This window comes from Pseudomonas defluvii, assembly GCF_001695625.1.
GTDB lineage: Bacteria > Pseudomonadota > Gammaproteobacteria > Pseudomonadales > Pseudomonadaceae > Aquipseudomonas > Aquipseudomonas defluvii.
In genome coordinates this window covers 1-13414 of record NZ_MBPN01000039.1, presented here as the reverse complement: position 1 = coordinate 13414, position 13414 = coordinate 1, and the positions used below count along the sequence as shown (strand labels likewise).

The 13414-nt window shown below is 56.7% G+C and carries 13 protein-coding genes and 1 pseudogene; 13 read left to right on the top strand and 1 reads right to left on the bottom strand.

Going from position 1 to position 13414, the window contains the following annotated elements; genetic code table 11:
• The first annotated feature begins 27 nt into the window (after nt 1-27).
• Nucleotides 28-1314 (top strand): L-pipecolate oxidase, encoded by a 1287-nt coding sequence (gene amaA, locus EKA13_RS12930; protein ID WP_065759789.1) that lies wholly within the window; start codon nt 28-30, stop codon nt 1312-1314.
• On the opposite strand, the gene EKA13_RS12925 is transcribed toward amaA, so the two are convergent.
• Nucleotides 1311-2741, bottom strand: a complete 1431-nt coding sequence (locus EKA13_RS12925; RefSeq protein ID WP_065759788.1) for a mechanosensitive ion channel family protein — start codon at nt 2739-2741, stop codon at nt 1311-1313. The two genes, amaA and EKA13_RS12925, sit on opposite strands and share 4 nt — an antisense overlap.
• A gap of 369 nt (nt 2742-3110) precedes the next feature.
• Between EKA13_RS12925 and EKA13_RS12920 the strand changes: the two genes are divergently transcribed.
• The 12 genes and pseudogenes from EKA13_RS12920 to nhaA all read left to right on the top strand — a co-directional run.
• Complete coding sequence (locus EKA13_RS12920) at nt 3111-3326, top strand: DUF6124 family protein (protein ID WP_176717424.1); 216 nt, start codon at nt 3111-3113, stop codon at nt 3324-3326.
• A gap of 470 nt (nt 3327-3796) precedes the next feature.
• A complete protein-coding gene (locus tag EKA13_RS12915) occupies nt 3797-5116 on the top strand; it encodes a chloride channel protein (protein WP_065759786.1) in 1320 nt (439 codons plus the stop codon).
• A 258-nt stretch (nt 5117-5374) separates the two neighbouring features.
• Nucleotides 5375-6802 carry a F0F1 ATP synthase subunit beta gene (gene atpD / locus EKA13_RS12905; protein WP_065759785.1) on the top strand — a complete coding sequence of 476 codons (1428 nt, stop codon included), beginning with the start codon at nt 5375-5377 and terminating at the stop codon, nt 6800-6802.
• Entirely contained in the window at nt 6777-7181 is a 405-nt protein-coding gene (locus EKA13_RS12900; RefSeq protein WP_065759784.1) for a F0F1 ATP synthase subunit epsilon, read from the top strand. The genes atpD and EKA13_RS12900 overlap by 26 nt, the downstream gene beginning before the upstream one ends.
• A complete protein-coding gene (locus EKA13_RS12895) occupies nt 7174-7509 on the top strand; it encodes an AtpZ/AtpI family protein (RefSeq protein ID WP_065759783.1) in 336 nt (111 codons plus the stop codon). The genes EKA13_RS12900 and EKA13_RS12895 overlap by 8 nt, the downstream gene beginning before the upstream one ends.
• Nucleotides 7499-7798: an ATP synthase subunit I gene (locus EKA13_RS12890; RefSeq protein WP_065759782.1), complete on the top strand. Its 300-nt coding sequence runs from the start codon at nt 7499-7501 to the stop codon at nt 7796-7798. Before EKA13_RS12895 ends, EKA13_RS12890 begins: the two co-directional genes overlap by 11 nt.
• A complete protein-coding gene (locus EKA13_RS12885) occupies nt 7788-8507 on the top strand; it encodes a F0F1 ATP synthase subunit A (protein ID WP_065759781.1) in 720 nt (239 codons plus the stop codon). Before EKA13_RS12890 ends, EKA13_RS12885 begins: the two co-directional genes overlap by 11 nt.
• A 2-nt stretch (nt 8508-8509) precedes the next feature.
• Nucleotides 8510-8791, top strand: a complete 282-nt coding sequence (locus EKA13_RS12880) for a F0F1 ATP synthase subunit C (protein WP_065759780.1) — start codon at nt 8510-8512, stop codon at nt 8789-8791.
• Between the two features lie 3 nt (nt 8792-8794).
• Nucleotides 8795-9598, top strand: a complete 804-nt coding sequence (locus EKA13_RS12875; RefSeq protein WP_065759779.1) for a F0F1 ATP synthase subunit delta — start codon at nt 8795-8797, stop codon at nt 9596-9598.
• The gene (locus tag EKA13_RS12870) at nt 9588-11135 is read left to right on the top strand and encodes an alternate F1F0 ATPase, F1 subunit alpha (RefSeq protein ID WP_065759778.1); all 1548 of its coding nucleotides are present in this window, start codon (nt 9588-9590) and stop codon (nt 11133-11135) included. Before EKA13_RS12875 ends, EKA13_RS12870 begins: the two co-directional genes overlap by 11 nt.
• The gene (locus EKA13_RS12865; RefSeq protein WP_065759777.1) at nt 11132-12010 is read left to right on the top strand and encodes a F0F1 ATP synthase subunit gamma; all 879 of its coding nucleotides are present in this window, start codon (nt 11132-11134) and stop codon (nt 12008-12010) included. Before EKA13_RS12870 ends, EKA13_RS12865 begins: the two co-directional genes overlap by 4 nt.
• A 289-nt stretch (nt 12011-12299) precedes the next feature.
• Nucleotides 12300-13334: pseudogene (nhaA, locus tag EKA13_RS12860) on the top strand (Na+/H+ antiporter NhaA); the annotation flags it as partial.
• Between the last annotated feature and the right edge of the window lie 80 nt (nt 13335-13414).

Here is a 13414-nt window from a genome sequence, read left to right as displayed (position 1 = left end):
AAAAAGATCAATAAAGCGGAGCCGACCATGACCGACCTGCGTCAAGAGTGTCTATGGGAGTTCGTTACACCGGCGGCGGCCCCGTCTGCCGAGTTGAGCGCGGACATCAAGGCCGATGTGTGCATCATCGGCGGCGGTATTACAGGTTTGTCCGCTGCGATCCATTTGCTTGAACAAGGCAAGCGCGTGGTGCTGCTGGAGGCCTGGAAGATCGGCCACGGCGGCTCGGGACGCAACGTTGGCCTGGTCAACGCAGGCACCTGGATTCGTCCGGATGACGTTGAAGCGACCCTTGGCCTGCAACAAGGCAGCCGCCTGAACAAGGTACTTGGCGAAGCACCGGCCGAGGTGTTTGCCACCATCAAGCGTCTGGGCATCGATTGCCAGGCCCGTAACGAAGGCACGCTGCACATGGCGCACAATGCCAACGGTGTGGCCGATCTCGAGGCACGGCATGCCCAATGGAGCCGCCGTGGTGCCGACGTCGAGCTGCTCACCGGGGCTCGTTGCCAGGAGTACTGCGGTACCGACAAGATTTCCGCCGCGCTGCTCGACCGCCGCGCCGGCACCATCAACCCGATGGGTTACACCCGTGGCCTGGCTGCTGCCGTGGCGCGCCTGGGCGGGCAGATTCATCAGCAGTCCGCAGTTCAGGGGCTGGAGCGCGAAGGCAGCGCCTGGCGGGTCAAGACCGCCAAGGGTTCGGTCTGCGCCGACAAGGTCATCATCTCCACCGGCGCCTACACCGAAGGTGACTGGACCGACCTGCAGCGCAACTTCTTCCGTGGTTACTACTATCAGGTAGCCTCGGTACCGCTGACCGGTGCTGCAGCGGACAACGTGCTCAAGCATGGTCAGGGGTCCTGGGATACCCGCACTGTGCTCAGCAGCATTCGTCGTGACGATCAGGGCCGTCTGCTACTGGGCAGCCTGGGGCGGGTCGACAACAAACCGACCTGGTTCATCCGCAGTTGGGCCGACCGCATCCAGAGCCATTACTTCCCGCAACTGGGCAAGGTTGAATGGGAAATGCACTGGACCGGTTGCATCGACTTCACCCCCGACCACCTGATGCGGCTGTTCGAGCCGGCACCGGGCATTGTGGCGGTAACCGGCTACAACGGGCGTGGCAACACCACCGGCACAGTGATTGGCAAGGCGTTCGCCGAGTACCTGCTCAAGGACAACCCGGACGAGCTGCCGATTCCATTCTCGCCGATGAAACCGGTGACGGGCGCTTCGCTGCGTACCGGCTTCTACGAGACCGGTTTCTCGCTGTACCACGCCGGCCAGTGCCTGCGAGTCGTGCTTTAGTGCGGCTTTAGCCAGCTCAGGAAGCCGCCTTTCTTGACCGCAGCCGGTCGCTGTAACAACAGCGACTGGCTGGCTTGCTGACGATGGCGCTGCAACTTGCTCAGCGCGCTTTTCACCTCTTCGCGTTGTTCCAGGCAACTGCGTACGGCGGTTTTCTCGATCCGGTAAAGCAGGCAGTTGGTCAGGCTGCGGAACTCCGCATTGGAGTCGTTACCGTCCAGCAGACCCTCGGCACCGAGAATTTCCCCCGGCCCCATCCGTCCTGCTTCGACACTGCGCTCCCCGTCGCGAATTGACGCCGAGACCACCCCCGTACCGATCACCAGCAGGTAATCAGAGGCCTCATTGAGCCCCAGAATCACCTGATCGGCCAGGTACTCAACCGGCATCATGCGTTGGCTCAGGCTGTCCTTTTCCTCATCACTCAGCGAGCGAAAAATACGCACATCTTCCAGCAAACTGCGCTGACGGCTCCAGGGCTTGGGCACGGTGTCCGGGTTCCAGTTGACCCCGGCGGCTTCCAGGTGGCGGTGGGCGAGGTCGAACAGGTAATTGCGCACGTCGGTTTTCTTGTCCATGGCCGCGACGAAACCACTGGCCTCGTACTCCACCGACTCCAGGCTGACGCTCTTCACCGTGGCCTTGGCTTTGGGCATGGCGAGCAGGGCGCTGGTGCCCTGCAGGGCCTTTTCCAAGGCATCGAGGACGCGTCGCGGGCGAATCTGCGAGGGCACCACGACACTGATCGATACCCCATGAACATCGTTCGGGCGGCTGAAGTTCAACAGCTTGGCCTTGGCCGCCACCGAGTTCGGAATCACCGCCATACTGCCGTTGGCCGTGAGCAAACGGGTTGCGCGCCAGTCGATATCCAGCACCTTGCCTTCGGTGCCGTCGATCGAGATCCAGTCATCGATTTGATAGGGCCGTGTGGTGTTCAGCACAATGCCGGAGAACACATCGCTCAGGGTGCTCTGCAAGGCCAGGCCGACGATGATCGCCATGGCGCCCGAGGTGGCCAGCAGGCCCTTGACCGGCAACTGCATGACGTAGGCCGCCGCCGCAACGATAGCGATCAGGAAAATGACCGCCCCCAGCACATCCTGCAACAGCCGGCCGGTATGCCCGCTGCGAGCAATCAACATCAACCCGAGCACCACCGTCAACGTACGCGCGGCGAACAGCCACCAGACGATCTCCAGCACGGTTGCCAGTAAATTGCGCGGTACATCCTCAACCCAAGGGGCTGGTTGCAGTGGGCTCATCCCTGCACTGATCAACACCCAGCTGAACAACAGAAAGGCCAGCAAACGTGCCGCCGTACGCGCATTGCGCCGCTCCGCCGGAATCGCGCGCCAAAGCAGCAGATCGATCAGCAGCAGGGTCGTGCCGATCAGCAAGGGCCAGTTGTGGATAAGTTCAAACATGCGTGTCTCGGCTCGGTGAGCTGCTGAAAGTAAAGAGCAGAATCCGGGGAAATCCAGAGCGATCTGGGGGAAGCCATCTTGCTTGCGAGGGTATCAGTGAAGTGGGCGGTGGTGCGTGGTGGCTGTACGCTGGCCTTTATCGGTGCTTCTATCACCGTGTTATGGCGGCTGTACGTGGGGCACCTTCGGGTGCGCCGGTTCCTATGCCCGGTCTGCGAACCCGCGTACAGCTGCCACCCATTTCGTTTCGCAGCGAACGTGGCCGCTCCCTCCGCATAGGAGTTTTCCCATGAAGAAGCCTGTTCCTGATCCCCCTGCATTTGACCTCGCCAACACCGTCACCGTCGCCAAGCCTTTCGGGCGATGGACGTGAACATCAAACAAATGTTCTCAGTGCGTGAAGGCATCTGCAGCGAAGACGCATTGATGCATGCCAGTGTGCTGCTCAGCTTTGTCGAGGCCACCGCCAGCGACGCCGCCGACCACTTGAGTTTGAACGATAAGGCGTTGGTGTTGAGCATTGCCCAACACGCGGAAATGGCGCGGGCGCTGGTGAATGCAGTGTTGGAGGGGCGGGCTCGGTAGGGGGGTAGTACGGTCGCTGGCAAGGCTGGCTCTCCACGATCTATGAGGTGAGCAGGCTTGCCTGCGAGGAAGTCCGTGAGGTGTCAGGTGCTCCAGGTTTTGAAACTGCGGCAGGGTATTTTAGAACGTCCAGTTTCACGCACACGTACATCGGAATGTGACGCTACCAATTTTGGCAATTTCTTTGATTACTCTGAATGCGGATTTGTTTGGCACCGCTATGCCGCTATGCCGATATGCCGCTCTGAGGCTTAGGGTAAAGGTATGGTGCTGTTTGGTCATCAGGTACCTCTCTTTGGTAAGCACTCTCGCCTAGAGGGGTGTACAGAGTCATTGGACCACTACATCGTACAGATCCAGTCTTCCGACGATGATGCCCGCAGAAATTGGCGGGCTCTGGTTGGAGTACATGACTTATCCGGTTAGTCTTGCTCTCACTACAGTGACGAAACTCAACTGGGACCGCTCGGGTGATAAAACCGCTATTGCTGTTACGCCGTCGTTTTGCCTCGATCCGCTGGCGTACACGAGTGACCCTCTGGGCAGCCGCAACGGTCGCCGGCCTTCTTGTGGTGATGTTCGCCCGACTGGCCGACCTAGCGTTGACGCAATTCGCCCAACAGACTGCTGAGCGGCCGTGGTTGCCTTTCGTTTACACGCCTCTGATCGGTATGCTGGTGGTGTGGATGACCACTCGTTTTTTTCTGGGCTCACAGGGTAGTGGAATCCCTCAAGTCATTGCCGCCACGCGCTTGGCTCACCAAGGGAAGCCCGTCGAAAAACTGGTATCGCTGCGAATAGCCTTCGCAAAGATAGGCCTTGGCACCCTAGCGCTGACCGGAGGATTTTCTGCTGGGCGCGAAGGCCCTTCGGTTCAAGTCGCCGCCTCGATCATGCATTTCTTTCACCGCTATTTGCCCAATGCCCGAATCATCCGCAGTGAAGACCTCATCCTCGCCGGTGGCGCTGCGGGCATTGCTGCCGCGTTCAACACACCGCTAGCCGGCGTAGCCTTTGCTGTCGAAGAGTTGGGCCGCAAGTTGGAAACCCGTACCAGTGGAGTTTTGCTCAGTACGATCATATTGTCAGGGATGGTCGCGATAGCTTTGCAGGGTAACTACAACTATTTCGGTCATTTTGATGTTCAAGACATTCATCTCGACATTATTGCCCCGGTGCTGTTCTCCGGTATTGGCTGCGGCCTCCTGGGTGGGTTGTTCAGCCGGATGTTGCTGTGGCCACAACGACATCATCGATTTGTTGTCTGGGAATGGCGACGTATGCACCCCGTCTGGTTCGCTGGTGCTTGCGGATTGATCGTGGCAGTGCTCGGTTGGCTCAGCGCAGGGACGTCATTTGGCAGCGGTTACGGCATCACTTCCCAAGTCATTGTGTCCGAAGTCAGCCTGCCATGGCATGCTCCGATCACACGCTTTCTGGCGACCGTGGTGACTTACTTTTCCGGAATCCCCGGCGGCATTTTTGCCCCGTCTCTGGCGGTAGGCGCTGCGGTTGGGGCAAATGCCGCCGAACTCTTCGGTCTGGCTGCTCAGCCGTTCATCGCCTTGTGCATGGCCGGTTTCTTGGCTGCGGTTACTCAGTCGCCCATCACGTCCGCAATTATTGTGATGGAGATGATCGACAGCCACGGAATGGTGATAAGTCTCATGGCTGTCGCGCTCATCGCCAAAGCGGTCAGTGCCAGGATGGGCCCCGAGTTGTATCAACAGTTGGCCCTTGGGTTTTTGCAGGCCCCGGACAGAGGTGCAACCTCGCGAAAGTCAGGGTGATCCGGCGCATCAGTTGTCGAGCCATTGCGCCAAGCGTCTGTTTGTCCTCCTCTAATGTCAGTGCAAGGTTTGCGTGCTTGATTAGTAGATCTGCGCGCTTGGACCACAAGCCGGATACCCCTCACAAGAAATCAGGTATTTCGAGCGTTTGATTCACTGCCCTCCAAGTACTTAAGCCGTTCCACCTTAAATAACGGCACAACACTGCTGCACTGAACTAGGCTGTTTCTGTATCGAAAAAATACAGAAGGGAGGTCTATGAAAAATGTTGCCGACTTCTCGAACATCGGGGCCATCGTTTCAGTACGTGGCAGCGTAGTCGACGTTCGCTTCGATACCTTGCTTCCTCCAATCCACTCGCTCTTGCGCACAGGGAGTGATTGCGAGGTATTTATTGAAGTTTTTGCCCAGCTCAATGCGCAATGTGTGCGTGGCATTGCCTTGACTCCAACCCAAGGACTCACCCGAGGTATGCAGGTTGTGGACAGTGGCGGACCGCTGTTGGCACCGATTGGCAAAGCAATTCTGTCACGGATGTTCGATGTCTTCGGCAACGCCATCGACCGTCTGCCTGCGCCAGAAGTTCGTTGGCGCAGCGTGCATCATCCGCCACCCACACTGGAGCACCGTACGACCCAATCCGAAGTTTTCGAGACCGGCGTCAAGATCATTGATGTCCTGATGCCGCTGGAGCGCGGCGGTAAGGCCGGTTTGTTTGGTGGTGCCGGAGTGGGCAAGACGGTGTTGCTGACTGAGATGATCCACAACATGGTTGGCCAGCGAGAGGGGGTCAGTATCTTCTGCGGCATTGGCGAGCGATGTCGTGAAGGCGAAGAGCTTTATCGCGACATGAAGGCGGCCGGCGTGCTCGACAACATGGTGATGATATTCGGGCAAATGAACGAGCCACCGGGTGCCCGCTTCCGGGTCGGCCACGCGGCGCTGACCATGGCTGAATATTTCCGTGACGACGAACATCGTGATGTACTGTTGCTGGTCGATAACATCTTCCGCTTCATACAAGCTGGTATGGAGATTTCCGGGCTGATGGGGCAAATGCCGGCCCGCTTGGGCTATCAGCCGACCATGGGCACCGAGCTGGCGCAACTGGAGGATCGTATCGCCAATACAGACACTGGTGCCATCACCTCTATTCAGGCTGTTTATGTACCGGCAGATGATTTTACCGATCCCGCCGCGATGCACACTTTCTCGCACCTTTCGGCGTCCATTGTGCTATCTCGCAAGCGGGCAAGCGAAGGGCTCTACCCTGCAATTGACCCGCTACAGTCAAACTCGAAAATGGCAACGCCTGGCGTCATCGGCACGCGACATTACATATTGGCCCAGGAAATTCGCCGCACGCTTGCGCAATATGCTGATCTGAAGGACATCATCGCCATGCTCGGTCTTGAGCAATTGTCGAGCGAAGACCGCAATGTGGTGGCGCGTGCCCGCCGGCTGGAGCGTTTTCTTACCCAGCCGTTTTTCACCACAGAACAATTCACTGGCATGAAGGGCAAGCTGGTCAGTCTCAAGGACGCTCTTGACGGATGTGAGCGCATCCTGCGAGACGAGTTCAAGGATGTGCCAGAGTCAGCGTTGTACATGATTGGCACGATCGACGAGGCAATGAATAAGAAGGTCGTGGGAGGGGGGAATGCCGTCAAACAGCATGCACCTTAAAATCTTGCTGCCTTTCAAGGTCTTTGCCGAGGAGCGTGATGTGTTGCGTATCGTTGCCGAATCGCGCAGTGGTTCCTTCGGCCTGCTACCTAACCGACTTGACTGTGCCGCTGCCTTGGTGCCGGGCATCCTGATATATGAAACGATGGATGGCGGCGAGGTCTGCCTTGCGGTCGATGAAGGCGTACTGGTTAAAGCTGGCCGTGAGGTCCTGATATCTGTGCGCGATGCTATTGGCAACATGGACCTTGGGGAACTCCACATGGTGATCGAACGGGAGTTCTTGAGTCGGCACGAGGAAGAGAAAAACGCTCGCTCGGCTCTCGTAAAACTGGAAAGCAGCTTCCTTCGTCGTTTTGCGGCCCTGCATCATGAATAATGAAGATAAAAGACCAGCTCCCGGAAAGAAGGATTTCAGCGAGCAAGTCGGCATCAAGGCTGCGCGTAAACTCAAAGCTCAACGCCATGCGACGCGAACGGTTTGGTCGGGGCTGGGCATGATGGGTCTAGTCGGCTGGTCGGTAGCTATTCCAACCCTGCTCGGCGCAGCAATAGGTCTATGGTTGGATGACCGCTATCCAGGCGGACGTTCGTGGACGTTGGCGCTCATGGCCGCCGGTTTGGTGCTGGGTTGTTTTAATGCCTGGCACTGGGTGGCCAAGGAGGAGCAGGAAATACGCAAACAGGAGGCTGACGATGATGAATGACCTGAGTCTTCTGGCGCCATTACTGGCGGGTATGGTTCTCGGTGTCGTGTTCTTTGGTGGCCTGTGGTGGACTGTTCAGCGGGCGATGTCGTCGCATTGGGTGGGGCTGTGGTTTTTTGGCAGTCTGCTGTTGCGTGTGGTGATCGTACTGGTAGGTCTGTATTTATCCTGCGGCGACGCCTGGCAGCGCTGGCTGGCTGCCTTGCTTGGCTTTACCGTGGCGCGTCTGGTCATAACGCGAATCTCCCGTCCGACTGTCGTGAATCTGGAGGGTGATCATGCACCTTAGCCCTGATGACACCATCTTGTGGCAATACGGCTTGTTCAAGATCAACGCCACCATCATCTTCACCTGGGGGCTGATGCTTGTGCTGACGCTGGGTTCCTATCTGGTCACACGTCGCCTATCTAAAGGGCTGGAGCGCAGCCGCTGGCAGAACCTTCTGGAAATTGTTGTGACTGTCATCGTCACGCAGATTGGAGAAGTTGGCCTGGTCCAGCCGCGCAAGTATCTGGGCTTTCTTGGCACCCTGTTCCTTTTCGTGGGAACGGCCAGTCTGTTCACCATCGTTCCGGGCTATGAACCACCGACCGGCTCCTTGTCGACGACTACCGCGCTGGCTATTTGTGTCTTCATTGCCGTGCCGTTGTTCGGTATCGCTGAATGCGGCCTGCGCGAATACCTGAACGCTTACCTGAAGCCGACTGTGATCATGCTGCCTTTCAATATCGTCAGCGAATTGTCGCGCACGTTGGCGCTGGCAGCCCGCCTGTTCGGCAATATGATGAGTGGCACGATGATTCTTGCAATCTTGCTAACCATTACCCCCTTCATTTTCCCTGTCCTCCTGAGCGCATTAGGACTGTTGACCGGCATGGTGCAGGCCTACATTTTCAGCATTCTGGCGGCGGTCTATATCGCTGCCGCGACACGATCACGCAAGTTGCACACGGAAAAACTGAACCAGCCAGAGCATCATGACACCCGGAGGGAGTGACAATGGACAGCACGACAATTATTGCGGTGGCCTCGATCATTACCTCTGGCCTGACCATCGCCATCGGCAGTATCGGTCCGGCGCTCGGAGAGGGTCGCGCGGTAGCCACCGCGCTCAGCTCTCTGGCTCAACAGCCGGACGCATCGGCAACGATTACTCGTACCCTGTTTGTCGGCTTGGCCATGGTCGAGTCGGTGGCAATCTATTGCTTCGTGGTATCGATGATTCTGATTTTCGCCAATCCATTCTGGAGTCACGCCATAACCCAGGTCGCTGGAAAGTAGATCATGCTCATCGACTGGTTCACTGTCGGCGCGCAGATCCTCAACTTCTTGATTTTGGTCTGGTTGCTGAAGCGATTTCTCTATCATCCTATACTCGATGCCATCGACGCCCGCGAGCAGCGCATTGCCAAGGAACTGGCTAGCGCCGACGCTAAAAAAGCTGAAGCTGGACAGGAGCGCGAGGAATTCAAGCGCAAGAATGCTGTTTTCGATAGGGAGCGGGCCGTATTGCTCAGCCAGGCAACAGCTGCGGCGAATACCGAGCGCCAGCGCCTGCTTGATACCGCACGCCAGGAAGCCATTACCCTAAGAGCCAGACAGCAGGAGAGTCTGCGCAGTGAAACCGAGCAATTGCATCAGGAAATCTTCCGTCGTACACGACACGAGGTCTTTGCCATTGCCCGCAAGGCATTGACCGATTTGGCAAGTGCGACACTGGAAGAGCAAATGGTCTCTACTTTTGTCGACCGACTGCTGGGTTTGGACGCCGACGAGAAACAAAAGCTGACCCGCGCATTGCAGGAAAAGGCCCTGCCGATTGTCGTCCGTACCACCTTTGATTTATCGGCAGCGCATCACTCCCGCATCGAGACGGAACTCCAGAAACTGCTTGGGGCTAGCACTCAGGTCTGTTTCGAAACTGCTCCGGAATTGGTCAGCGGCATCGAGCTGTGTACCGACGGGCAAAAGGTAGAGTGGAGCATCGCGCAGTATCTGACGGCGATGGAAAGCTCTATCGGCGAACTACTCAATGTCAAGGCGTCGGCGAATGTCGTCTCTGGAAAGGAGGACGCCGATGTCCGTTGAGCGGCTGGAGAACGTTCTGGAACAGGCCTTTACCCGTATAGGTGAGGCGACAGAGGCGTTTATGCCGCAATTGGAGCCTCGTGAGGTCGGGCGGATTCGCAGTGTTTCCCCTGGTATCGCCAAGGTTTCTGGCCTCCCCGGTGTTGGTTTCGAGGAGGTACTGTTGTTTCCAGGAGATATCAAGGGCATAGCCTTCAATATCGATGAAGATGAAATCGGCGTTGTCCTGCTCGGTAACTATTGGAAACTGCAAGCCGGTGACCCTGTCGAGCGTAGTGGGCATGTCGTCGACGTGCCAGTCGGTGACGCTCTGCTCGGGCGAACGGTCGATCCGACAGGACGCCCCCTAGATGGCTTGGCGCCGCTATTTTCAGGACCCCGTTTGCCCTTGGAACGACCCGCCGCACACATCATGGACCGGGCGCCGGTCACTGTTCCGCTGCAAACTGGCATCAAAGTGATCGATGCGCTGATTCCGGTCGGACGAGGTCAACGCGAGCTGATTCTTGGCGATCGGCAGACCGGTAAGACCACGATTGCGCTTGATACCATTATCAATCAGCGCGACAAGAACGTCGTTTGCGTCTATTGCGCCATTGGGCAGCGCGCCTCCGGCGTTGCCAAGGTCATCGATACGCTACGTGAAAAAGATGCAATGCCTTACACCGTGGTGATTGTTAGCGAGGGCAACAACCCGCCCGGACTGGCCTACATTGCGCCTTACGCAGCGACCAGCATTGCCGAGTACTTTATGGAGCAAGGTCGCGACGTACTGGTGGTATTCGATGACTTGACCCACCATGCGCGAGCTTATCGAGAACTGTCACTGCTGCTGCGTCGTCCACCTGGGCGTGAAGCCTTTCCCGGTGACATTTTCTACATCCATTCGCGCTTGCTAGAGCGGAGCACTCATTTGCGCCCGGAACTCGGCGGTGGTTCGCTCACTGCCCTGCCGATTATTGAAACTGCAGCCCAAGACATTTCCGCTTACATTCCGACCAATTTGATTTCCATTACAGACGGCCAGATATATCTGTCACCCTCGCTCTTTGAGCTCGGAGTGCTTCCAGCAGTTGATGTCAGCAAGTCGGTTTCACGTGTCGGCGGTAAGGCGCAATGCGCCGCCTATCGGGCGGTAGCCGGTGACCTGAAGTTAACCTACGCCCAGTTCGAGGAACTCGAAACCTTCGCGCGCTTTGGTGCCCGCCTTGATGAAGCAACTCGCCAACTTATCGAGCATGGTCGGCGTATTCGCGCCTGCCTCAAGCAGCAGGAGTTTTCGCCACTGCCGGTATCCGTGCAAATCACCGTTTTATTGGCATTGACTGCGGGATTGTTCGACCGTGTGCCGCTGGCCCAGATGGCTGAAGCCGAGCAGGCCGTTTGCACCGCTGCTGGCAATATTCCCGCCGAGCTGACGGCGAGTCTAGAAACAACCGATAAACTGAGTGATGCGGACAGAAAACTGATTACTGAACTGGCCCGGCAGGCAGTGACGCGTTTCCTGCTAGAGCCCGATAACAAGGCTCCGTCATGAGCGACACCGCCGCCAGTTTGCGTCGCAAGATCGCAAGTGCAGAAGATCTCGAGTCAGTAGTGCGCACGATGAAAGCGATGGCGGCTTCAAGTATCAGTCAGTACGAAAGCGCCGTGCGCTCGCTGGAAGACTATGACCGAACCGTGCAGCTCTGCTTGCTCGCATATTTCCGCCAGAGCCAGCCAGACATCGTTGGCCTGCGAACACACGAGAACAAAGGTAAGGTATGCGCGGTGGTTTTTGGCTCTGATCAGGGATTGGTTGGTCAGTTCAATGATCTTCTCGCCGACTTCGTCATTAATACGCTGGGCGCACTGCCGGGCAGGAAAATGGTCTGGACAGTCGGCGAACGAATCCGCTTGTGCCTTGCCGGCAGCCAGTTAGGCGCCGCAACCAGCTTTACACTGCCGAATTCAATAGGCGAGATCACGCCTCTGGTTGGCCAGGTTCTGCTTGAGATTGAACGCCAGCGTGAGCGGGGCGAAATCGGACAGGTTTACTTGTTTCACAACCGCCCCAAGTCAGGTGCACTCTATGAACCGGCCAGCCAGCGCATGTTGCCGTTGGACGATGCGTGGCAACGCGAGTTGGCCAGCAGACGCTGGCCAACCAATAATCTTCCGGAATTGCAGTGTGTTGGCGAACAGACATTGTTCGCCTTTATTCGCGAATATCTATTTGTCTCATTATTTCGTACCAGCGCTGAATCATTGGCCAGCGAAAATGCCAGTCGTCTGGCTGCCATGCAACGTGCCGAAAAAAATATTGGCGAACTGTTGGAGAATCTTGGCGGCGATTTTCATCGGCTGCGCCAGACTACCATCGATGAAGAGTTGTTCGATGTTGTTTCCGGTTTTGCGGCCTATGACCGGTAACCCATTCGACATCATGGCTAAATCAAATATTGGATTCAGTTCACCCAGCATCTCGAGCTAACGCCAGGAGATGAGCTGAAACTGAAAGACCCGGCCGAGCGCTATCTGACGACCGTCTTCACCATTTGGTGCAATGTAGGTTGGGTAGCCGAAGGTTAACTCACTAATTTGGCTTGGTCATTTACATCGTGCTTGTTAGCTCCTTATCATCCGCTTGGGTGCGTTGCTGCATACGGCATAACGCAGGTTAAAGCTCAAACGTTGGTCGGGCCGCCAGCGGAGAGTCAATGTGTCTGATAAAAACTCGGCGTCCTCATCTATTCCCCGTCCCCAGGTTTTGACCACTCGCGCACTGGCCGCAATAGAACGGTTTTCACATATTGAAGCGGTTAGCGGCATCGTCCTGCTACTCGCAGCGATGGTTGCACTCATCTGGGCCAACAGTCCACTTGCTGATTCTTATGAGCAGTTCTGGAACACTCAGCTTACCTTGGGTCTAGGGGGATTCACGGTCTCGTGTTCGCTGCATTTTTTGGTCAATGATGGGCTGATGGCTATTTTTTTTCTCGTGGTCGGAGCCGAGATACGCCAGGAAATCAATGACGGCGCGCTTGCAAATCTTAAGTTGGCGACGCTACCCCTTGGTGCTGCGTTAGGGGGCGTCATGATACCGGCGATTATCTATTTGGCATTCAACCAAGGTACCGAAGCCAGTACAGGGTGGGCTGTACCCACCGCCACCGACATTGCGTTTGCTATCGGGGTTCTTGCACTGTTAGGGAAATCGATTCCAGGTGGTATTCGCGTGCTGCTGTTGGCACTCGCCATCATCGACGACATTGTTGCTATCTTGATCATTGCCGTTTTCTATACCGAGAGCCTGGATTACCTTGGACTAGTGGTTGCGATGAGCGGATTGGCACTGGTGCTGCTTTTTCAGAGAATGGGTATTGGCAAGGCCTACGTGTACATACTGCCTGGCGCCATTGTTTGGATTGGCTTCCTGAAAACCGGAGTACATCCCACACTGGCAGGCGTCATTCTCGGTCTGATGACACCGGTAAACTCAAAGCCCGCAATGGAACGACCATTGGATACAATCGGGCGGACTTTCCATGAGCTAATGGATCGCTTCTCTCACTCATCTAACAGCCCACAGGAGGTCACCAGGCCGCTGAAGCAACTTCAGCAAGCACAGAGGGAAATTTTGCCTCCGGTGCAACGGGTCCAGATAGGGCTGCACCCATGGGTAGCGTTTGGTGTCATGCCACTGTTTGCTTTGGCCAATGCGGGTGTAGGTCTTGAAGGCATAAATCTGGACGATGATTAAAGTGGACCCATCGGTCAAGACAGTTTTTCAGCGAGTTTAAGCTGCGTCGCTTACTGCCACTGCAGCTGGTCGGC

Coding starts and splice junctions, on each gene's coding strand:
- amaA (WP_065759789.1), top strand. CDS start 28: ATGACCGACCTGCGTCAAGAGTGTCTATGGGAGTTCGTTACACCGGCG.
- EKA13_RS12925 (WP_065759788.1), bottom strand. CDS start 2,741: ATGTTTGAACTTATCCACAACTGGCCCTTGCTGATCGGCACGACCCTG.
- atpD (WP_065759785.1), top strand. CDS start 5,375: ATGAAAAATGTTGCCGACTTCTCGAACATCGGGGCCATCGTTTCAGTA.
- EKA13_RS12900 (WP_065759784.1), top strand. CDS start 6,777: ATGCCGTCAAACAGCATGCACCTTAAAATCTTGCTGCCTTTCAAGGTC.
- EKA13_RS12895 (WP_065759783.1), top strand. CDS start 7,174: ATGAATAATGAAGATAAAAGACCAGCTCCCGGAAAGAAGGATTTCAGC.
- EKA13_RS12890 (WP_065759782.1), top strand. CDS start 7,499: ATGATGAATGACCTGAGTCTTCTGGCGCCATTACTGGCGGGTATGGTT.
- EKA13_RS12885 (WP_065759781.1), top strand. CDS start 7,788: ATGCACCTTAGCCCTGATGACACCATCTTGTGGCAATACGGCTTGTTC.
- EKA13_RS12880 (WP_065759780.1), top strand. CDS start 8,510: ATGGACAGCACGACAATTATTGCGGTGGCCTCGATCATTACCTCTGGC.
- EKA13_RS12875 (WP_065759779.1), top strand. CDS start 8,795: ATGCTCATCGACTGGTTCACTGTCGGCGCGCAGATCCTCAACTTCTTG.
- EKA13_RS12870 (WP_065759778.1), top strand. CDS start 9,588: ATGTCCGTTGAGCGGCTGGAGAACGTTCTGGAACAGGCCTTTACCCGT.
- EKA13_RS12865 (WP_065759777.1), top strand. CDS start 11,132: ATGAGCGACACCGCCGCCAGTTTGCGTCGCAAGATCGCAAGTGCAGAA.